Raw genomic sequence first — 21,008 nt, forward strand, 5'->3', positions numbered from 1 at the left:
GGATGATGTTTGGTGAATTTAATTTAATCGATAAATACTTTTCCAACCGACAAGCACAACGCAAAGACGTTCACTTAGCATTGGGTGATGACTGTGCCATTGTCAAAGTTCCTGAAAATTCGCGCGTGGCGATCAGCACGGATACCTTAGTTGCTGGAACCCATTTTCTGGCTCAGGCCAATCCGGCTTGGGTCGCGCACAAAGCCTTAGCGTCGAACATCAGTGATTTGGCGGCAATGGGCGCGACTCCGGCTTGGGTTTCGCTTGCGTTGACTCTGCCTGAGATTGATGATGCGTGGCTAACGCCATTTTGCGATGCTTTTTTCGAGTTGGCCAATTACTACAATGTGCAGCTCATTGGTGGCGATACCACCAAAGGGCCACTCAGTATCACATTAACCGTGCAGGGCTTTTTACCCAAAGAGCAGGCTATGCTGCGTAGCGGCGCGAAAGTTGGCGATTGGCTCTATGTCACGGGCGATCTAGGGGATAGCCAAGCCGGCTTAGACGTGATTTTAGATCCGGAAAAGCGCCATTTACCCTTCGCCGATATTCTTGAGCAGCGCCATTACTTATCGACACCACGCATTGTGGCAGGGCAAGCCTTAGTGCATTTGGCCTCTTCGGCGATTGATATTTCCGACGGCCTGATTGCCGATCTGCAACACATTTTGCGACGTTCCAATGTTGGGGCGAGTATTGATGTCAGCTTGTTGCCGCTGTCTAAAGAGCTATTGCAGTTTGTAGACAGTGTCACTAGTGCGCAGCAGTATGCCTTGACCAGCGGTGAAGAGTACGAACTCTGCTTCACCATTCCAGAAGAAAACCGAGGCTCGCTGGAAAATGCGCTCGCCCATTGCGGCACAAAAGTGACCTGTATTGGCCAAATTCGCCCGGCCGGTACGTTTGAGCTGCACAATCAGGGGAAAAAGCTCGATTGGCAACTGGCTGGGTATGATCATTTCAAGGTGAAAGCATGAGCGATCCACGCAGTAATCTCTCCTTAAGTAACCCTTGGCACTTGCTTGCTACTGGTTTTGGCAGTGGCTTGTCGCCCATCGTGCCCGGAACGATGGGCACGTTAGCATCGGTGCCATTTTACTTAATGCTGGCACAGCTCCCTTTGACTCTGTATGCCGTCGTGGTTGTGTTCGCTAGCCTCATCGGCATAAAAATTTGCCAAGTCACCTCAGATGATATGCAGGTACACGATCACGGTTCGATTGTTTGGGATGAATTTGCCGGCTTTTGGATCACTATGCTGATTGTGCCGTTATACCAATTACCGGTTTTCGATTGGAAATGGCTCGTGACAGGTTTTGTGCTATTTCGCTTTTTCGATATGCTCAAACCTTGGCCGATCAGTTGGTTGGATAAGCGTGTGCATGGCGGTTTCGGCATCATGATTGATGATTTAGTGGCTGGGGTAATGGCCGCGATTAGTTTAGCGGCCATCGGCTATTGGTTAGAGTGGTTGCCTGCTGTGCCTGCTTGAGATTCGCTTGTTTAGGTTCCCCTAGGGGAACCAAACTCAGCTAGTTTAACTTTTGCAAATCGGCTTCAATTTCGGCAATTTTACTGGCAACGACCTTTTCCAAGTGGCGTAAATCATTAAGAATTTTCTGTTTCACGTCCACTTCACCCATGACTTCGGGTTTGGTTATCTTGTTCAGCTCATCAATCACCAGTGTTAAATTGCGATTAATTTCAGTGACTTCTTTGTACTGATGACTGCCGCTGTCGACCAATACATTTTTGATCTGCCTTGGATATTTAAACTTGACGCTTTTGGCGAACAGCTCGCCCTTTTGCTTTTTGAAGTAGATCTTTAATACATCTTTATGCGCTTCTTGGCGCAGTGAATAGCGTTCAATTTGCGTAGGTTCATTAATACCCAAGCCAACGAGATGGGGAAACATAGGCAACCTCTTAGTTAAAATAACCCGCACGCCTCTTGATATGCCCTTCCTACTTGAAGCTGCAGCGGTGTTAGCTACGTTCGTTCACCCCAATCACATAGCTTGTCTATGCTCATGGGGACTCACTCACTTGCCGCCTACCTGCAACTCCAAGTTGTTTGGGTATATACATTTACCAAGATGGCACTCAATTTACTGTAGCAGCTGGTTGATGTGCCTGACAGTTCAATAGGTTAACTTGTGCTCAAGATCGCACCCGCACCTTGACCGTTTCGCTACTGAGCGCTAGGAGCGAGCTCTGCGACATGTTCAATCAATTTCACGCGCAAGTGCTGCTCCTCCTCTTCATTGAGGCGCGTGCCTTGGGCGTTGGTTAAAATGAATAAGTCTTCTGCGCGCTCACCTATGGTCGTGATTTTAGCGGCATGCAAATCCAAGTTGAGTTCGGCAAAGGTGGCTCCGACGGTAGCCAGTAGCCCCGGCGTATCCAGCGCGACGAACTCCATTAAGGTGCGCTTTTTACTCTTGGTTGGTAGAAAATCAACCTGAGTTTTGACTTTAAAGTGCTGCAAGTTACGAGGAATGCGCCTTGCCTTTTGCGTGGTAGGACGACCATCTTCCAGTACATGTACCAGATGACGAATCAATGCTTGATGGCGATCTTCTTCAATGGCTTGCCCATTTTGGTCAAGTACCATGAAAGTATCGAGTACATAACCGTCTTTACTGGCCATGATTTGTGCGTCATGCACGTTCAGATTACGCCGGTCGAGCTCGGCAACCACAGTCGCAAATAAAGCAGCCTGATCCTTGGTGTAGATAAAAACTTCCGTTCCGCCGCGAGTGGCTTTTTTGCTGAGTAAAACCAAAGGTTTGCTACTGTCTTCATGGCGTAATAAATGGGTGCAGTGCCACGCGATCTGTTTATGAGTATGGCGCAAGAAATAATCGGCTTTAAAGCGCTGCCATAACACCTCAATTTCACGGCTAGAGAAGCCTTCTTTGCGCAGCAGGGCGGAGGCCATTTGCTGGTTATGACGAATGCGTTCACGGACATCAACGGGGTTTTCTAAGCCGCGCCGTAGCGCGCGCTGGGTTGAGTAAAAGAGCTCTGCCAACAAAGTCCGTTTCCAACTGTTCCAAAGCTCAGGGTTGGTGGCGCAGATGTCGGCGACGGTTAAACACACTAAGTATTCAAGGCGCTCTTCATCACGCACTTTTTTGGCAAATTCGATGATCACATCTGGATCGTAGATATCACGACGTTGCGCGGTGACTGACATCAGGAGGTGATTTTTGACCAGCCAAGCGACCAATTTCGCTTCCGGTTTAGATAAACCGTGCTCAATACAGAAATCAAACGCTTCATCGGCACCAATTTCTGAGTGATCACCGCCGCGTCCTTTACCGATATCATGGAAAATAGCCGCGAGGATGAGCAGCTCTTTTTTCTGAATTTTAGGGTAAATTTCACAGCAAATAGGGTGGCGATCGTGGTTATTGGCATCACTGAATAGATGGATATGTTTGAGTAGACGAATACTGTGTTCATCCACCGTATAGACGTGGAACAAGTCGAACTGCATCTGGCCAACAATCTGGTTCCATTGGGGCAAATAAGCAGCAAGTACGCCCAGCTTGTGCATTTGGCTAAACGCTTTATGCAGTGCGTTGGGGTGGCGTACCAGCTCAATAAACTTTTCGCGTGCGGCGGGAAGGGTGTGCAGAAATTTATTCAGTCGGCGACGAGCCGTGCGCAATTGGCGCATGGTGGCTGGCGCAACCGATTCGATTGTGGAGTCGCTGGCCATATGCAAAAACATATCCAGAATAGTTTCTGGACGAGCTTGAAATAGCGCGGGTTTACGCGCTTCAATCATATTGCCACGGCGTTGGAAGTCATCATCAATAATCACGGCTTCGGCTTCTTCACCATTATTGAGGATCGCTTTATCGAAAATTTTCAGCAGCATTTTGTTGAGTTCAGCCACACGACGCAGGGTGCGGAAAAACTCTTTCATCATCATCTCTATGCCACGGTTGCCTTCACCAAAGTAACCGAGATGACGAGCGACTTGCACTTGATGCGCAAAGGTTAAGCGGTTGTCGTAACGTTTCAGCTCAATGTGCAGCGCAAAACGCACGCGCCATAAAAAGTCTTGGCACTCAACCAGCTCACGGTATTCGGCATCGGTCAGAAAACCAAAGCGGCTCATCTCATACAAGGACGTTGCTCCAAAATGGCGGCGTGCGACCCAACTTAAGGTGTGAATATCGCGTAGCCCACCGGGAGTCGATTTGATGTCTGGCTCTAAGTTGTAGGTGGTGTCGTGATATCGAGCGTGGCGCTCTTTCTGCTCACGCACTTTGGCTTGATAGAAGATTTCACTTGGCCAGAAGGACTCAGAATGGATGACCATTTTGAGACGATGAAAGGTCTCTTCACAGCCGCACAGTAAGCGCGCTTCTTGCAAGTTAGTGGCTACAGTGAGGTCAGCTTTACCGATTTCAGCACACTGTTCCACGGTTCGTACCGCGTGGCCAATCTCCAATTTTAAATCCCATAACAGGGTGAGAAATTGGCTGATTTTATTGGCGACTTGTTCGCTGAGCGGCTGTTGAGATAAGACTAGGAGATCGATGTCTGAGAGAGGGTGTAGTTCACCACGCCCATAACCCCCAACCGCGACTAAGCTCACTTCAACCAGCTCATCAAAGCCAAAAAATTGCCACAAACGGTGGAGTAGCAGGTCCATGTATTCGGAGCGGCCAAGCACTAAGTCGGTCACTGGATGGTGATCGAAAAACTCTTGCTTTTGGTATTCAGTAAAGCTTTCGAGCTGCTGCTTTAAGCTCTCTACCGTGAGTTGGGGTTCTTGAAATGTGATAGGGGATTGATACGGCATAGTGCGTCCATGCAAGCGTTAACACGAATTGAACCAATCTAGCAGATGGCGACGGATAAAAAAATATCCCTGACCAGCAGGGATATTTTCAATCGAAGGATAACTTAGGCGTTATTCAAGATGCGTGGCAGGCTTTCTTCACTGCGTAGCGTCAGGATTTCACAGCCAGTTGCGGTGACCAAAATCGTATGTTCCCACTGGGCAGATTTTTTGCCATCGGCGGTGTAGACCGTCCAGCTATCTTCATCATCAAGACGGCAGCCAAATTTACCGGCGTTAATCATGGGCTCAATGGTGAAAATCATCCCTTCACGCAGCACGGTGCGGTCACTGTTTTTGTAGTGCACCACTTGTGGCTCTTCATGGAACTCAGCACCAATGCCGTGACCACAGTAATCACGCACGATAGAGAATTTAAAGCGCGGGTTGTTTTTGTTGTTGGTCTTGATGTGTTTTTCAATCGTGGTTCCAATTTCGCCCAATTGAACGCCCGGCTTGACCTGTTTCAGTGCGAGGTAAAGACACTCTTGCGCCACATGACACAGGCGCTTGTCTTCAATCGACACATCGCCAATCAAAAACATTTTTGAGGTATCGCCGTGGTAGCCGTCTTTGATAACCGTAATATCGATGTTAAGGATGTCGCCATCACGCAGTACAGCAGGACGTTGGATCTGACCAAAATAAGTATCTTCACTGGCAGGAATGCCGTGGCAGACAATGTGGTTGATCGACGTACAGATTGATTTTGGAAAACCGTGATAATTCAGTGGTGCCGGAATCGCGCCTTGAACTTCAGTAATGTACTTATGACATATCTGATCCAGCTCTTCGGTAGTCACGCCTGCTTTCACATGAGGTTCAATCATTTCTAGAACTTCAGCGGCTAAGCGGCCCGCAACGCGCATTTTTTCAATTTCTACGGCATTCTTGATTTTTATAGACATCGGCTTTCTCTACTCACTTGTGAGCACACAAGGTGCTAGTGGCGCTATTGTAACAATGGACAGATGAAGCGCAAGAAAACAGTCGCCCGGCGCTAAAATCGAGTGGCTAAGTCATGGCTTTGCATTGGCTATCGACGAATTTTTTCTAGCCACACAGGGGCGAAATATGATATAAAGCGCGCCGGAATCCGGGTCCTTATTCTCCCTGTTGGCGAAAAGGATTGGGAACCACAAACCTAATTGTTTAAATCACACACATTCCGACACGTATTCCGGGGTGCTCCAAGTGGAGTCGGATATACGGGGGATGTGGAGGCCTAACCCCATAGAGGATTTTAAAATGGCATCTGTATCAATGCGCGATATGCTGACAGCGGGCGTACACTTCGGTCACCAAACTCGTTACTGGAACCCAAAAATGAAGCAATTCATTTTCGGCGCACGTAACCGCGTTCACATCATCAACCTAGAAAAAACTGTACCTATGTTCAACGAAGCTCTAGCTGAGCTGGCAAAAGTTGGCGAGAAGAAAGGTAAAGTTCTATTCGTTGGTACTAAGCGCGCTGCATCTGAGTCTGTGAAAGAAGCAGCTCTAGCAAGCAACCAATACTATGTTAACAACCGCTGGTTGGGCGGTATGCTGACTAACTGGAAAACTGTTCGTCAGTCAATCAAGCGTCTGAAAGAGCTGGAAGTTCAATCTACTGACGGTACTTTTGACAAGCTGACTAAGAAAGAAGCTCTAATGCGCACTCGCGAAATGGAGAAACTGGAAAAGTCTCTTGGCGGTATCAAAGATATGGGCGGCCTGCCTGACGCTCTGTTCGTAATCGACGCAGATCACGAGCACATCGCTATCAAAGAAGCGAACAACCTAGGTATTCCAGTATTTGCTGTTGTTGATACTAACTCTAGCCCAGACGGCGTAGACTACATCATCCCAGGTAACGACGACGCGATCCGCGCTGTTCAACTGTACCTGAATGCTGCTGCTCAAGCGATCAACGAAGGTCGTAACAAAGACGTAGCTGCTGTAGCTGAAAAAGACGGTTTCGTAGAAGCGGAATAATCTCGGCTCTGAGTGAAACTTAGGCTATCTGCCATGATTGTGTAGCATAGCCCAAGTTATAGTTAGCATTGGGGGCCGATAATGTAGGCCCTCAATTTTTACCCAATCCAGAATTAACTGAGGAATAGAGAATGGCTGTTACTGCTGCTCTAGTAAAAGAACTGCGCGAGCGTACTGGCGCAGGTATGATGGAATGTAAGAAAGCCCTTGTTGAAACCAACGGTGACATCGAGCTGGCGATCGAGAACATGCGTAAGAGTGGTGCTGCTAAAGCTGCTAAGAAAGCTGGCAACATCGCTGCTGAAGGCACCATCATGATCAAAGAAGGCGAAGGCATTGCGGCTCTGGTTGAAGTCAACTGCCAAACTGACTTCGTAGCAAAAGACAGCAACTTCGTAGCATTTGCTAACCAAGTTACTGACGCTGCTCTCGCTTCTAAAGCCTCTGTAGAAGAGCTGCAAGCACAATTCGAAGAAGCTCGTGTTGCTCTTGTTGCGAAAATTGGTGAGAACATCAACATCCGTCGCGTTCAGTACGTTGAAGGCGAAGCTCTGGCGACTTATCGCCATGGCGACCGTATCGGTGTTGTCGTTGCTGGTTCTGCTGACGTTGAAACTCTAAAACACGTTGCAATGCACGTAGCGGCTTCTCGCCCAGAATTCCTGACTCCAGACGACGTTCCTGCTGAAGTGGTTGCTAAAGAACGTGAAGTTCAAGTTGGCATCGCAATGAACGAAGGCAAGTCAAAAGAAATCGCAGAGAAAATGGTTGAAGGCCGTATGAAGAAATTCACTGGCGAAGTTTCTCTGACTGGTCAGCCATTCGTAATGGAGCCAAAGAAAACTGTTGGTGAAATTCTGGCTGAGAAAGGCGCAACTGTTTCTGCATTCATCCGTCTAGAAGTAGGTGAAGGCATCGAGAAACAAGAAGGCCTGAGCTTTGCTGAAGAAGTAGCACTGGCGCAAAAAGGTTAATCCTAGCGCGATTGCTCAGAAAAAGACCGTGGCCATGGCTGCGGTCTTTTCACGATTAAGGTGTTGATTCGTTAATGATTGAATCATAAAGCGTCGACTCGATTAACCGTGATGAATGGATTTTGGCCTAGCACTCAAATCTATCCATGACTGTTAATCCTCAACTCTCTTTGGAAGGTAAACTCCCATGACAACGAACCCTAAACCAGCTTATCAACGTATTCTGTTAAAACTAAGTGGTGAAGCGCTACAAGGCTCTGAAGGTTTTGGTATTGATCCAACGGTACTTGATCGTATGGCTCAAGAAGTAAAAGAACTGGTTGAGCTGGGTGTTCAAGTGGGCGTTGTGATTGGTGGCGGCAACCTATTCCGTGGTGCTGGTCTTGCCAAAGCGGGCATGAACCGTGTTGTTGGGGATCATATGGGCATGCTTGCCACGGTAATGAATGGTTTGGCAATGCGTGATGCGCTGCATCGTGCTTATGTCAATGCACGTCTGATGTCTGCTATCCCACTAAATGGTGTGTGTGACGATTACAGCTGGTCTGATGCGATTCGTGAATTGCGTCAAGGCCGAGTGGTGATTTTTGCTGCGGGTACAGGCAATCCTTTCTTTACTACGGATTCGGCTGCGTGTCTGCGTGGTATTGAAATTGAAGCTGATGTCGTTCTCAAAGCGACCAAAGTAGATGGTGTTTACAGCGCTGACCCGGTAGCCAACCCGGATGCACAACTGTATGATAAGCTGGCTTACAACGATGTGCTTGAGAAAGAACTGAAAGTGATGGATTTGGCGGCGTTTACTCTGGCTCGTGACCATAAAATGCCAATTCGTGTCTTCAACATGAATAAGCCAGGCGCACTTCGTCGTGTCGTTATGGGTGAAGCTGAAGGTACGCTGATCAGCGACGTGCAGTGATCCGTCTGCGAACGAAACGCTCTCGAAACGAAAACAAGAATTAAGGTGATATTGTGATTAATGAGATCAAAAAAGATGCGCAAGAGCGTATGGAGAAAAGTGTTGAAGCACTGAAAAATGGCCTGTCTAAAATTCGTACTGGTCGTGCTCACCCAAGTCTGCTGACGGGTATTTCAGTTGACTACTACGGCGCTCCAACTCCACTTAATCAGGTTGCTAACGTGATTGCTGAAGATGCACGTACGCTAGCGATCACCGTGTTTGATCGCGAATTAACTCAAAAAGTTGAAAAAGCGATCCTGATGTCTGATCTGGGTCTAAACCCAATGTCAGCCGGCACCATTATCCGCGTTCCACTACCACCGCTCACCGAAGAACGTCGCCGTGATCTGGTGAAAATCGTGCGTGGTGAAGCAGAAGGCGGTCGTGTTGCGGTACGTAACATTCGTCGTGATGCGAACAACGATCTGAAAGCGCTACTGAAAGACAAAGAGATTTCAGAAGACGATGAACGCCGTGCACAAGAAGAGATTCAAAAGCTGACGGATGCGGCAGTGAAGAAGATCGATGATGTGCTTGCTGCAAAAGAAAAAGAGTTGATGGAAGTTTAATCCACTGACTTGGTGAACAAAACGCTGTGCTCGCAGCACAGCGTTTTTTTATGCTACTCTTGCGCCTCTTTGATTGTTCGTTGTGTTTCTTATGCAAAATCTATCTCTTTCCCAAGATGTATTGCCTAAACATATTGCCGTCATTATGGATGGTAATGGTCGTTGGGCGAAAGCGCAGGGAAAACCGCGTGTTTTCGGCCATAAAAATGGTGTGGCTGCGGTACGAAAAACCATCTCTACTTCTGCTCGCCTTGGCATTAAAGCCGTGACTCTGTTTGCTTTTAGCAGCGAGAACTGGCGTCGTCCGGAAGAAGAAGTGGGCGTGTTGATGGAACTTTTTATGACGGTTCTTTCAACCGAAATTAAGAAATTGCATAAAAACAATCTGCGTTTGCGAGTGATCGGTGATAAAAGCCGCTTTAGTGAGCGTCTGCAAACGAAAATCGCGCAAGCGGAGCAGTTAACCGCCAGCAATACCGGCATGGTGGTCAACATCGCTGCGAACTACGGTGGACAGTGGGATATCTTGCAAGCTACTCAAGCATTGGCTGAAAAGGTTACCCAAGGTGAACTGCAACCGTCGGACATCGATGAGGCCGTATTTAAGCAGCATTTGACTATGGCTGATCTGCCGGATGTGGATTTGTTGATCCGCACCAGTGGAGAGTGCCGCATTAGTAATTTTATGCTTTGGCAACTTGCCTATGCAGAAATGTATTTCACTCCAGTCTTCTGGCCTGAGTTCGATGAAAACTGCCTGATTGAAGCAGTGACTTGGTTTGTTAATCGTGAGCGCCGTTTTGGCTGTACTGGTGAACAAATCAAGGCATTGATGGAAAACTGAATATAGGACTTCTCAATTTGAAGCAGCGAATCATTACAGCGCTTATTCTGGCGCCTTTGGTGATCCTTGGCATCCTTTATCTGCCTTTTGCTTGGTTTATGTTGGCACTCGCAGTAGTGACCTTACTCGGATTCTGGGAATGGACTCAGTTCGTTAACCAACCATCACGCATGTTAGCCATGATTCCCGCCTTATTGGTTGGTGGTATCAGTGTCGCTTTGATCGACTTTCAATTTCCGGCTATCAGCAATATGAATACGGCGCATTTTATTGTGCTGGGTATCGGTAGCCTTTGGTGGCTCGTCTCAAGTGGACTGGCGATCACTTATCCGCGCTCGCGTCCATTATGGGAGCACTCCAGCACTGTTCGCCACCTGTTTGGCCTATTTACGCTGCTGCCTTTCTTTTGGAGTGTGTTGTTCTTACGCGCCGATACTTACCTTTCCGATCCTCTTTATGGCGCGAAATTAGTTCTCTTCGTCTGTTTTCTGGTCTGGGCCGCAGACAGCGGTGCCTATTTTGTGGGAAAAAGCTTAGGTAAACACAAAATGGCGCCCGCAGTCAGCCCGAATAAAACGATAGAAGGTTTGGTCGGTGGCATCGTCACCGCCATGCTGGTTGGTTATTGGGTAGCAGAGTGGTTTGGTATTCAATTTAGCTCTATGCCTGTCATGCTGCTGATCATCTTATTGACTGTGGTGATTTCGGTTCTAGGAGATTTGGTCGAGAGCATGTTTAAACGTGTTTCTGGGATCAAAGACAGCAGCAATATCATTCCTGGGCACGGCGGCATTCTGGATCGGATTGATAGCCTAACGGCCGCTTTCCCTGTGTTCGCTCTTCTCTATTTCTTGTTCTAATACTCAGGCTGCTTAGGCAGCCTGATGTGAATAACAGCGATCTTCACTATGCGTAAACTAACCATTTTAGGTGCCACAGGTTCGATAGGAGCCAGCACCCTTAAGGTGATAGCCCAAAATCCACAGCAGTTTTCCATTGTTGCGTTAGTGGCTGGGGTCAACGTAGCCAAAATGTACCAGCTGTGCCAACAGTGGCGGCCGAAATATGCCGTTATGGCAACGGCGTCAGCAGCATCTGAGTTGCAAGGCTTGCTCAAAAACCAAGCGATGGCGACCGAAGTGCTGTACGGCGAAGAGGCGATGTGCCAAGTCGCGGCGTTGGATGATGTGGATACCGTGATGGCGGCCATTGTTGGGGCCGCAGGTTTGTTACCCACCATGGCGGCGGTGAAAGCGGGTAAGCGTGTGTTACTTGCCAATAAAGAAGCATTGGTCATGTCGGGACAGCTATTTATTGATGCTGTCGCACAATCTGGCGCTGAATTAATGCCCGTGGATAGTGAACACAACGCGATTTTCCAATGTCTGCCGACTGAAATCCAAACTCAGTTGGGGCGCTGTGATTTATCTCAACACGGTATCGACCATATTTTGCTCACGGGCTCTGGCGGCCCTTTCCGCTATAGCGACCTTGCGACCTTAGATAGCGTGACTCCTGAGCAGGCGATTGCTCATCCAAACTGGTCAATGGGACCGAAAATTTCGGTTGATTCCGCGACCATGATGAACAAAGGCCTTGAATACATTGAAGCTAAATGGCTATTTAACACGTCACGTGAACAGCTCAAGGTGCTCATCCATCCTCAATCGGTGATCCACTCTATGGTGCAATACCAAGATGGTTCGGTGATTGCTCAGTTGGGTGAGCCGGATATGGCAACGCCAATCTCCTATGCCATGGCTTATCCTGAGCGAGTGACTGCGGGAGTACCTGCACTGGATTTTACGCGTTTGCAGCAACTGACCTTTATGGAGGTCGATTTTGCGCGCTACCCGTGCTTGCAATTAGCGATGGATGCGTGTTTCCTCGGCCAACATGCGACAACCTCGCTCAATGCAGCCAATGAAGTGGCCGTTGACGCGTTTTTAAAGCGGAAAATACGGTTTACTGACATTGCACTCATCAATGATCAAGTATTGTCCAAGGTCTGTGCGACCAACACCCAGTTACATTGCCGTGACTTGGAAAGCCTGCTTGAGCTAGATACAATGGCTCGGCATTTTGCCCATCAAGTACTCAAAGAGCGCCAAGCATGACCGACATATTATGGAACTTTATCGCCTTCATCATTGCGCTGGGCATTCTCGTCGCAGTGCATGAGTTCGGACACTTCTGGGTTGCCAGACGTTGCGGTGTGAAAGTTGAGAAATTTTCTATCGGTTTTGGGAAATCGATTTGGAAACGCGTCGGCCATGACGGTACAGAATACTCGATATCGATGATCCCACTCGGTGGTTACGTCAAAATGCTCGATGGACGTGTGGATGATGTTCCCGCCGAACAGCAAGCCATGGCGTTTGATAAGCAGTCACTCTGGAAACGTTCTGCCATTGTGAGTGCGGGCCCCATTTTTAACTTCCTCTTCGCAATCTTTGCCTATTGGCTGGTGTTTATGATCGGCGTACCAGCGGTCAAGCCTGTGATTGGCGAAGTGACACCCTACTCGATTGCGGCTCAAGCGGGCCTTGAGCCGGGTATGGAGATCAAAGCGGTTTCTGGCGTGAATACTCCCGACTGGGAATCGGTCAACATGGGCTTAATTGGTCATATTGGCGATGACAGTATGACGATCACCGTCTCCTCCGCCGAAGGGGTGGGATTGAATGAAATTAAGACAATAAATCTGCGTGATTGGAACTTTGACCCAGAAACAGAGTCTGCTATGGGGGCGCTTGGCTTTAAACCTTTTACCCCTGAGATTTCCAATCAGCTGACCAATGTTTCTGCACAAGGTGCGGGTGAGCGTGCGGGTTTACAAGTCGGTGATACCGTGTTGCAAATCAATGGACAAGCGGTTGAGGCTTGGCAACAAGTGGTCAATGCAATTCAAAGCCATCCTAACGCGCCTATCGCAGTTGTGGTTGAGCGAGCAGGCCAGCAAGTTGAACTCACTTTGATTCCCGACAGCCGTGAGCTTTCGCAAGGAAAAGTGATTGGTTTTGCAGGAATCGCACCAAAAGTCGCAGAATGGCCGCAAAACTATCGATTTGAATTGCAATTTGGTGTATTTGAGTCGCTTGGTAAAGCGGTTGAAAAAAGCGGACAAGTGATTGACCTGACGGTCAGCATGTTGAAAAAACTGTTGGTGGGCGATGTTGGGTTGAATAATCTCAGTGGTCCCATTTCGATTGCTAAAGGCGCAGGAACAACGGCTGACTACGGTTTTGTGTACTTTTTAGGCTTTTTGGCTCTGATCAGTATTAACCTTGGCATTATCAACTTGGTGCCACTGCCGATGCTGGATGGTGGTCATCTGTTGTTTTTCATGATTGAAGCGGTGATCCGTCGCCCTGTTCCGGAAAAGGTGCAGGAAATGGGTTACCGGATTGGTGGTGCCATCATTTTCTCTTTAATGGCCGTTGCAATCTTTAACGATTTTACTCGCCTGTGATTGATAAACATTAGGCAAGAGTTGCAGTAAGGAAGAACTCAAAACAATATGGCGATGAAACAGATTCTGCTCGCGACACTGCTTGCCACGAGCGTGTCGGCGAATGGTGCCGAAAAATTTGTGGTACAGGATATTCAAATTGATGGCCTGCAAAGGGTCGCTTTGGGTGCTGCGTTGCTGAAAATGCCCGTTCGAGTCGGCGACAGTGTCGATTCACAAGATGTCGCAAACATCATCAAAGCGCTCTATTCCTCAGGTAACTTTGAGGATGTCAAAGTATTGCGCGATGGCAATACCTTGATGGTGCAGGTTAAAGAGCGCCCGACCATTGCAAGCGTGTCGTTTTCTGGCAACAAAGCGATCAAAGAAGAGCAACTCAAGCAAAACTTGGAAGCTTCGAGCATTCGAGTTGGCGAAGCCTTGGATCGCACGACACTCAGCAATATTGAAAAAGGCTTAGAAGATTTTTACTACAGCGTGGGTAAATACAACGCGACCGTGAAAGCGGTGGTAACCCCATTACCGCGCAACCGTGCTGACCTTAAGTTTGTCTTTACTGAGGGCGTTTCCGCTAAGATCCAACAGATCAACTTTATCGGTAACCAAGTGTTTAGCGATGAAGAGTTGCTGTCACGTTTTAACCTCAACGTTGATGTCGCATGGTGGAACTTCCTTGCGGATGATAAGTACAAGAAGCAAGTGCTGGCAGGTGATATTGAAGCGCTGCGCACTTACTATCTGGATCGCGGTTATCTGAAGTTTCAGGTTGATAGCACACAAGTGGCCATCTCTCCCGATAAGAAGGGCGTGTACATCACGCTGAACTTGAATGAAGGTGAGCCGTACACGGTAAGCAAAGTGCAGTTCCGTGGTGAGCTGATGGGCAAAGAGGCCGAGTTTACTTCTCTTATCCCATTTGAAATCGGAGAAACCTATAACGGCTCTGCGGTGACTAGACTCGAAGAGAGTGTTAAGAAAGTGCTTGGGGAATCTGGCTACGCCTATCCACAAGTACGCACCATTCCTGAATTTGATGATGAAAAGCAGCAAGTGTCACTGGTGGTTCATGTCGAAGCGGGTAAACGTGTCTATGTCCGTGACATCCGTTTTGTCGGTAACAACAGCACTCGTGATGAAGTCTTGCGCCGTGAAATGCGTCAGATGGAAGGCTCTTGGCTCAACTCAAAAGACATCGAAACCGGTAAGACTCGTCTCAATCGTTTAGGTTTCTTTGAAACGGTAGAAGTGCAAACGGTACGTGTGCCGGGTAGTGAAGACCAAGTGGATCTTGTTTACAGCGTAAAAGAGGCGAACTCAGGCAACGTCAACTTCGGTGTCGGTTACGGTACTGAATCCGGGGTGAGCTTCCAAGTCGGTCTGCAACAAGATAACTTCTTAGGTTCGGGGAACCGCGTTGGCGTGAATGCCATGATCAACGATTATCAGAAAAACCTGACGTTAGAATATCGCGATCCTTACTGGAACCTCGATGGTGTCAGCTTGGGTGGCAAAGTTTTCTACAACCAGTTTGAAGCTTCTGAAGCGGGCATTGTTGACTATACCAACGAAAGTTACGGAACCAGTTTGACTTGGGGTTTCCCATTTGATGAATTGAACCGATTTGAGTTTGGTATTGGTTACACCCACAACAAGATTGGTAACTTAACGCCTTATCTGCAAGTGGAAAACTTCCTTGCTGCGCAGGCGAGTAACATCGACTCTGGCGGTAACTTGTTGACCGATGACTTCGATATCAACTTATCTTGGACGCGTAATAACCTCAATAACGGTTATTTCCCGACGGCGGGTAACCATCAGCGTGCTTTCTACAAAATGACAGTGCCGGGGTCGGACGCGCAGTACTTTAAGCTGCAATACGATGTCCGCCAGTATTTCCCGTTGACCAAGAAACATGAGTTTACCTTACTGCTGCGTGGCCGTTTAGGTTACGGTAACGGTTATGGTCAAACGGATGGAAAAGATAACTTGTTCCCGTTTTATGAGAACTTCTATGCGGGCGGCTTTACCTCATTACGTGGTTTTGGGTCAAACTCTGCAGGTCCTAAAGCGGTGTATCGTGACTACTCGGGTTCGAACAATGGCTCCGATACAGCCACCGATGATTCGGTAGGGGGTAACGCGATTGCTCTTGCCAGCGTAGAGCTGATTGTACCAACGCCGTTTGCTTCAGAAGAAGCACGCAACCAAATTCGTACCAGTATCTTCTACGATATGGCGAGCGTGTGGGATACCGAGTTCGATTATCGTGGTAAAGCGGATTATGGTAACCAGTACTATTACGATTATTCAGATCCAACCAATTACCGCTCATCTTATGGTGTGGCGTTGCAGTGGGTGTCACCAATGGGACCTTTAGTATTCTCATTGGCTAAACCGATTAAAAAGTATGAGGGTGATGACGAAGAATTCTTCACCTTCACCATTGGAAGAACCTTCTAGGAGAGGAACATATTTTGAAAAACATGATCAAAGCAGCCAGCCTTGGCCTGATTATTCTTAGCTCATCAATGATGGCGAATGCGGCTGAAGCAGCGCAGAAAATTGGCTACATCAACACTGCGCAAGTGTTCCAAGCGCTGCCGCAACGTGAAGTCGTTTTGCAAAAGATGCAAGAAGAGTTCAAAGACAAAGCGGCTGAGCTGCAAGCTATCCAAGCGGATGCTAAAACCAAGATTGAGAAGCTCAAGCGTGATGGTCAATTGATGGGACAAGATGAAGTGGAGAAACTGCGCATCGAAATCGGTCAATTGGACAGCAAATACAAGATCAAAGCACAAGCGTTAGAGCAAGCGTCTGCTCGTCGTGAAGCCGAAGAGAAGCAAAAACTGTTCAAAGTGATCCAAGATGCAGTGAAGAAAGTGGCTGAGAAAGAAGGCTACGATATCGTGCTAGACACGAGCTCAATGCAATACGGTAAGCCAGAACACAATCTGTCTGAGAAAGTTATTAAAGCCATTAAATAATCGAAAATTATGACCACACTCACTTTAGCCGAATTGGCTACTATCACCGGGGGGGAGTTGTTCGGTGATCCAACAGCACTGGTCAGTGCCGTTGCGCCTATGGATAAGGCACAGCTTGGACATGTGACATTCTTGTCTAATCCTAAATACAGTAAGCACTTAGGTGATTGTACAGCCACGGTGATCATGGTGAAAGCCAGTGAGCGAGAACTCTGTCCGAGTAACGCTCTGGTGGTTGCCGATCCGTATGTTGCATTTGCTAAAGTGGCTCAGGCGCTAGATTCAACTCCTTATCCTGCACACGGTATTGCACCGAGTGCTGTGATTGCTGAAGATGCAAAGTTAGGTCACAACGTTTCGATTGGAGCAAATGCGGTCATTGAGTCAGGTGTTCAGCTTGGCGATAACGTAGTGATTGGTGCTGGCTGTTTTATCGGTAAACAAGCGCGTTTGGGAGATAACACTAAGCTTTGGGCTAATGTAACGATTTACCACAAAGTGGAAATCGGCTCAGATTGTTTGATTCAATCTGGAACCGTGATTGGTGCTGATGGCTTTGGCTATGCGAATGAGCGTGGCGAGTGGATTAAAATTCCTCAGCTTGGCTCTGTGCGTATTGGTGATCGCGTTGAGATTGGTGCTTGCACCACCATCGATCGCGGCGCGCTGGATGATACGGTGATTGAAGATAACGTGATCATCGATAATCAGCTGCAAATCGCTCACAACGTGCACATCGGATATGGTAGTGCGCTGGCGGGTGGTACAGTAATCGCCGGCAGTACACGCATTGGCAAGTACTGTATTATTGGTGGTGCTAGCGTGATTAACGGCCATATCGAGATTGCTGATGGCGTGACCATCACTGGCATGGGTATGGTGATGCGCAGTATTGAGGAGAAGGGGATGTACTCTTCGGGTATTCCTCTGCAAACCAATAAAGAGTGGCGTAAAACGGCCGCTCGCGTACACCGTATTGAAGATATGCATAAGCGACTGAAAGCTTTAGAAAAGTTGCTTGAGCAATCCGACACGGTACAGCCCGATAACTCTCAAGCTGAATAAGCTGGTTTCAAAGGCTCGCACATTGCGAGTCTTTTCGCTGTTGGGTATTCCCTTATTTTTCTATTTACAAACAGGATGATGACTTTGACTACTGATAAGAAAACGATGAATATCACTGAAATTCAATCGCTTCTGCCTCACCGCTATCCATTTTTACTGATTGATCGCGTGACCGACTATGAAGAAGGTAAATACCTGATTGGTTTGAAAAATGTTTCAGTGAATGAGCCTCAGTTTACGGGTCACTTTCCACAACTGCCGGTTTTCCCCGGTGTATTGATTTTAGAAGCCATGGCTCAAGCCACTGGCCTGTTGGCGTTCAAAACCTTTGGTGCGCCAAAAGAGAATGAACTGTACTATTTTGCCAGCATTGATGAAGCTAAGTTCCGTAAGCCAGTGACACCGGGCGATCAACTGATGATTGAAGTTGAATTCCTTAAAGAGCGTCGTGGTATAGCGCTGTTTAACGGCGTGGCCAAAGTCGATGGTGATGTGGTCTGTTCTGCTCAACTGAAATGCGCACGTCGAGAGTTTTAAGATGATTCACGAAACTGCACAAATTCACCCAACTTCCGTCGTGGAAGAGGGCGCTATCATTGGTGCCAACGTTAAGATTGGTCCTTTCTGTTTTGTCGATAGCAAAGTCGAGATCGGTGAAGGTACTGAGCTGCTATCGCACGTTGTGGTCAAGGGGCCAACTAAAATCGGTCGCTTCAACCGGATTTTCCAGTTTGCTTCAATTGGTGAAGCGTGTCAGGACCTGAAATACGCTGGTGAAGATACGCAGCTCATCATTGGTGATCGCAATACGATTCGCGAAAGCGTCACCATGCACCGCGGTACAGTGCAAGATAAAGGCATCACTATCGTGGGTAGCGACAACCTATTTATGATCAACGCCCACGTTGCGCATGACTGTGTGATTGGCGATCGCTGTATTTTTGCCAACAACGCGACCTTGGCGGGTCACGTCAAAGTAGGCAACCAAGCAATTGTGGGTGGCATGTCCGCCATTCACCAGTTCTGCCATATTGGCGATCACTGTATGCTGGGTGGCGGCTCTATTGTGGTGCAAGATGTGCCACCGTACGTGATGGCGCAAGGTAACCACTGTGCACCGTTTGGTATTAACGTGGAAGGTTTAAAACGCCGTGGCTTTGATAAAGCAGAAATTCATGCGATTCGCCGTGCCTACAAATCCTTGTACCGCAATGGTTTGACCCTTGAAGCAGCCAAGGCTGAGATTGCCCAAGAAGCTGAGCAATACCCTAGTGTGAAACTGTTCCTCGATTTCCTTGAGAAATCTGAGCGTGGCATTATTCGCTAATTTGTTTAGTGAGTGAGCTAACCAAACTATTTAAAGATCGCTGCTGATTCAGCGATCTTTTGCATTTTTGTACTCTGGCGAGTGTCAAAACAGGGGAGATACCACCCAAGTGGCGAAGGCTTGAGTATCCATCAGCGCATGATGAACTGCGGAGGAAACCGTGAATAGACCATTACGGATTGGCATAGTTGTTGGGGAGCTCTCTGGCGACACCTTAGGCGAAGGCTTTATCAAAGCGATACGTGCTCGTTACCCAGATGCTGAGTTTGTGGGCATCGGTGGGCCGAAAATGAACGCACTTGGCTGTCAATCTCTGTTTGATATGGAAGAGTTGGCCGTGATGGGGTTAGTGGAAGTGCTTGGCCGCTTGCCACGCCTGCTGAAAGTCAAAACCGAGCTGGTTAAGTATTTCACTGCCAATCCGCCGGATGTTTTCGTGGGTATCGATGCGCCGGATTTTAATTTACGCCTTGAGCTGAGCCTTAAACAAGCGGGGATCAAAACCGTACATTACGTCAGTCCATCAGTGTGGGCGTGGCGACAAAACCGCATTCATGGCATTGCTGCGGCGACGCATTTAGTGCTGGCCTTTCTTCCATTTGAGAAAGCGTTTTACGACAAATTCAATGTGCCTTGTGAGTTTATCGGTCATACCTTGGCGGATTCGATCCCGTTAGCGTCCGATAAGTTAGCCGCTCGCCAACTGCTTGGTCTGGATGAGCAGCGCCGCTGGTTAGCCGTTTTGCCAGGCAGTCGTGGCAGTGAAATGAAGATGCTCGCGGAGCCTTTTATCGCCACCTGTCAAAAACTGCAGGCGCGCTATCCAGATCTTGGCTTTGTGGTGGCCTTGGTGAATGCCAAACGTCGTGCGCAGTTTGAACAGGCTTGGCAACAAGTCGCTCCTGAGCTGAATTTTGTGTTGGTGGATGATACCGCGCGCAATGTGATTACTGCAGCCGATGCGGTGATGCTTGCCTCCGGCACGGTGGCCTTGGAGTGCATGCTGCTTAAACGCCCAATGGTGGTCGGTTATCGCGTGAATGCCTTTACGGCCTTTTTGGCCAAGCGTCTGCTGAAAACGCCGTATGTCTCTTTGCCGAACATCTTGGCGGGAGAGGAACTGGTGAAAGAGCTATTGCAAGAGCATTGCACCGTCGACAACCTTTACCATGAAGTGAGCCGTTTACTCGAAAGCGACAATCAAGCCTTGATGGACAAATTTACCGAAATGCATCAATGGATCCGCAAAGATGCGGATCAGCAAGCGGCGCAAGCTGTGCTGAATTTGATTCAGAAATAAAATTAACCAGATTGAGAACATACCATGGCGAAGAAACCAAGCATTGAGCTGCCTCCCTTTGAGATTCCTGCAGGTTATGCCTTGATTGCTGGAGTGGATGAAGTCGGGCGCGGCCCATTGGTGGGGGATGTCGTCACGGCGGCGGTGATCCTTGACCCTCATCGGCCGATTATGGGCTTGAATGATTCCAAAAAGCTCAGTGAGAAAAAACGCTTAGCCCTGTTTCCTGAGATTCAGGAAAAAGCCTTAGCTTGGGCGGTGGGGCGCTGTTCGCCGCAAGAAATTGATGAGCTGAACATCTTCCAAGCCACCATGGTCGCAATGCAGCGCGCCGTCGCAGGGTTGCGCATTCAGCCTGATTTGGTATTGATTGATGGCAATAAAATTCCCAAGCTCCCAATGGAGGCGCAAGCCGTGGTTAAAGGCGATCTGCGTGTCGCGCAAATCAGTGCCGCTTCGATTATTGCCAAAGTGATCCGCGACCAAGAGATGGAAGCGTTGGATAAGCAATATCCTCAGTTTGGTTTCGCCAAGCACAAAGGTTACCCAACCGCCGCGCATTTTGCTGCCATTGAGCAGCATGGGGTGATTGAGCAGCACCGTAAAAGTTTTGGCCCAGTAAAACGTGCTCTTGGTATAGAATAGAGCGCAATTGCGTTTCCTAAGATTTG

At 48.2% G+C, this 21,008-nt stretch carries 20 protein-coding genes; 17 read left to right on the forward strand and 3 right to left on the reverse strand.

The window, feature by feature from the left end:
* The first annotated feature begins 5 nt into the window (after nt 1-5).
* The gene (thiL, locus tag F0316_RS02895) at nt 6-980 is read left to right on the forward strand and encodes a thiamine-phosphate kinase (protein ID WP_001973101.1); all 975 of its coding nucleotides are present in this window, start codon (nt 6-8) and stop codon (nt 978-980) included.
* Nucleotides 977-1,495: a phosphatidylglycerophosphatase A gene (gene pgpA, locus F0316_RS02900; protein ID WP_001283263.1), complete on the forward strand. Its 519-nt coding sequence runs from the start codon at nt 977-979 to the stop codon at nt 1,493-1,495. The genes thiL and pgpA overlap by 4 nt, the downstream gene beginning before the upstream one ends.
* A gap of 40 nt (nt 1,496-1,535) precedes the next feature.
* Here pgpA and F0316_RS02905 read toward each other — a convergent pair whose 3' ends face one another.
* The 3 genes from F0316_RS02905 to map all read right to left on the reverse strand — a co-directional run bounded on the left by F0316_RS02905 (nt 1,536) and on the right by map (nt 5,772).
* Entirely contained in the window at nt 1,536-1,919 is a 384-nt protein-coding gene (locus tag F0316_RS02905; protein WP_000483924.1) for a DUF3461 family protein, read from the reverse strand.
* Nucleotides 1,920-2,194: 275 nt separating this feature from the next.
* Entirely contained in the window at nt 2,195-4,825 is a 2,631-nt protein-coding gene (gene glnD / locus F0316_RS02910) for a bifunctional uridylyltransferase/uridylyl-removing protein GlnD (RefSeq protein WP_001146858.1), read from the reverse strand.
* Between the two features lie 104 nt (nt 4,826-4,929).
* Entirely contained in the window at nt 4,930-5,772 is an 843-nt protein-coding gene (gene map, locus F0316_RS02915; RefSeq protein WP_000023305.1) for a type I methionyl aminopeptidase, read from the reverse strand.
* Between the two features lie 340 nt (nt 5,773-6,112).
* On the opposite strand from map, the gene rpsB reads away from it, so the two are divergent.
* From rpsB to rnhB, 15 genes are all read left to right on the forward strand, one after another.
* On the forward strand, nt 6,113-6,841 hold the full coding sequence (rpsB, locus tag F0316_RS02920) for a 30S ribosomal protein S2 (RefSeq protein ID WP_000179228.1): 729 nt from the start codon (nt 6,113-6,115) through the stop codon (nt 6,839-6,841).
* Nucleotides 6,842-6,972: 131 nt separating this feature from the next.
* On the forward strand, nt 6,973-7,815 hold the full coding sequence (gene tsf / locus F0316_RS02925) for a translation elongation factor Ts (protein WP_000301490.1): 843 nt from the start codon (nt 6,973-6,975) through the stop codon (nt 7,813-7,815).
* A gap of 187 nt (nt 7,816-8,002) precedes the next feature.
* Nucleotides 8,003-8,734, forward strand: a complete 732-nt coding sequence (gene pyrH / locus F0316_RS02930) for a UMP kinase (protein ID WP_000210548.1) — start codon at nt 8,003-8,005, stop codon at nt 8,732-8,734.
* A gap of 53 nt (nt 8,735-8,787) precedes the next feature.
* Nucleotides 8,788-9,345 carry a ribosome recycling factor gene (frr, locus tag F0316_RS02935; protein ID WP_000606619.1) on the forward strand — a complete coding sequence of 186 codons (558 nt, stop codon included), beginning with the start codon at nt 8,788-8,790 and terminating at the stop codon, nt 9,343-9,345.
* A 91-nt stretch (nt 9,346-9,436) separates the two neighbouring features.
* Nucleotides 9,437-10,189 (forward strand): polyprenyl diphosphate synthase, encoded by a 753-nt coding sequence (gene uppS, locus F0316_RS02940; RefSeq protein WP_001180543.1) that lies wholly within the window; start codon nt 9,437-9,439, stop codon nt 10,187-10,189.
* A 17-nt stretch (nt 10,190-10,206) separates the two neighbouring features.
* Nucleotides 10,207-11,049 carry a phosphatidate cytidylyltransferase gene (locus tag F0316_RS02945; protein ID WP_000813568.1) on the forward strand — a complete coding sequence of 281 codons (843 nt, stop codon included), beginning with the start codon at nt 10,207-10,209 and terminating at the stop codon, nt 11,047-11,049.
* Between the two features lie 48 nt (nt 11,050-11,097).
* Complete coding sequence (gene ispC / locus F0316_RS02950) at nt 11,098-12,306, forward strand: 1-deoxy-D-xylulose-5-phosphate reductoisomerase (protein WP_001229026.1); 1,209 nt, start codon at nt 11,098-11,100, stop codon at nt 12,304-12,306.
* On the forward strand, nt 12,303-13,661 hold the full coding sequence (rseP, locus tag F0316_RS02955; protein ID WP_000129779.1) for a sigma E protease regulator RseP: 1,359 nt from the start codon (nt 12,303-12,305) through the stop codon (nt 13,659-13,661). The genes ispC and rseP overlap by 4 nt, the downstream gene beginning before the upstream one ends.
* Before the next feature lie 48 nt (nt 13,662-13,709).
* Nucleotides 13,710-16,121, forward strand: coding sequence for an outer membrane protein assembly factor BamA (gene bamA / locus F0316_RS02960; protein ID WP_001240969.1), 2,412 nt, complete (start codon nt 13,710-13,712; stop codon nt 16,119-16,121).
* A 14-nt stretch (nt 16,122-16,135) separates the two neighbouring features.
* The gene (locus F0316_RS02965; RefSeq protein ID WP_000794125.1) at nt 16,136-16,645 is read left to right on the forward strand and encodes an OmpH family outer membrane protein; all 510 of its coding nucleotides are present in this window, start codon (nt 16,136-16,138) and stop codon (nt 16,643-16,645) included.
* 9 nt (nt 16,646-16,654) lie between these two features.
* Nucleotides 16,655-17,710: a UDP-3-O-(3-hydroxymyristoyl)glucosamine N-acyltransferase gene (lpxD, locus tag F0316_RS02970; protein WP_000210026.1), complete on the forward strand. Its 1,056-nt coding sequence runs from the start codon at nt 16,655-16,657 to the stop codon at nt 17,708-17,710.
* 105 nt (nt 17,711-17,815) lie between these two features.
* Nucleotides 17,816-18,247 (forward strand): 3-hydroxyacyl-ACP dehydratase FabZ, encoded by a 432-nt coding sequence (fabZ, locus tag F0316_RS02975; protein WP_001027757.1) that lies wholly within the window; start codon nt 17,816-17,818, stop codon nt 18,245-18,247.
* A gap of 1 nt (nt 18,248) precedes the next feature.
* Nucleotides 18,249-19,037 (forward strand): acyl-ACP--UDP-N-acetylglucosamine O-acyltransferase, encoded by a 789-nt coding sequence (gene lpxA, locus F0316_RS02980; protein WP_000581103.1) that lies wholly within the window; start codon nt 18,249-18,251, stop codon nt 19,035-19,037.
* A gap of 160 nt (nt 19,038-19,197) precedes the next feature.
* Entirely contained in the window at nt 19,198-20,337 is a 1,140-nt protein-coding gene (gene lpxB / locus F0316_RS02985) for a lipid-A-disaccharide synthase (RefSeq protein WP_001081520.1), read from the forward strand.
* Between the two features lie 24 nt (nt 20,338-20,361).
* On the forward strand, nt 20,362-20,982 hold the full coding sequence (gene rnhB, locus F0316_RS02990) for a ribonuclease HII (protein WP_001085474.1): 621 nt from the start codon (nt 20,362-20,364) through the stop codon (nt 20,980-20,982).
* Nucleotides 20,983-21,008 lie beyond the last annotated feature (26 nt).

Origin of the sequence: Vibrio cholerae (assembly GCF_008369605.1) — a bacterium.
GTDB classification, from domain to species: Bacteria; Pseudomonadota; Gammaproteobacteria; order Enterobacterales; family Vibrionaceae; genus Vibrio; species Vibrio cholerae.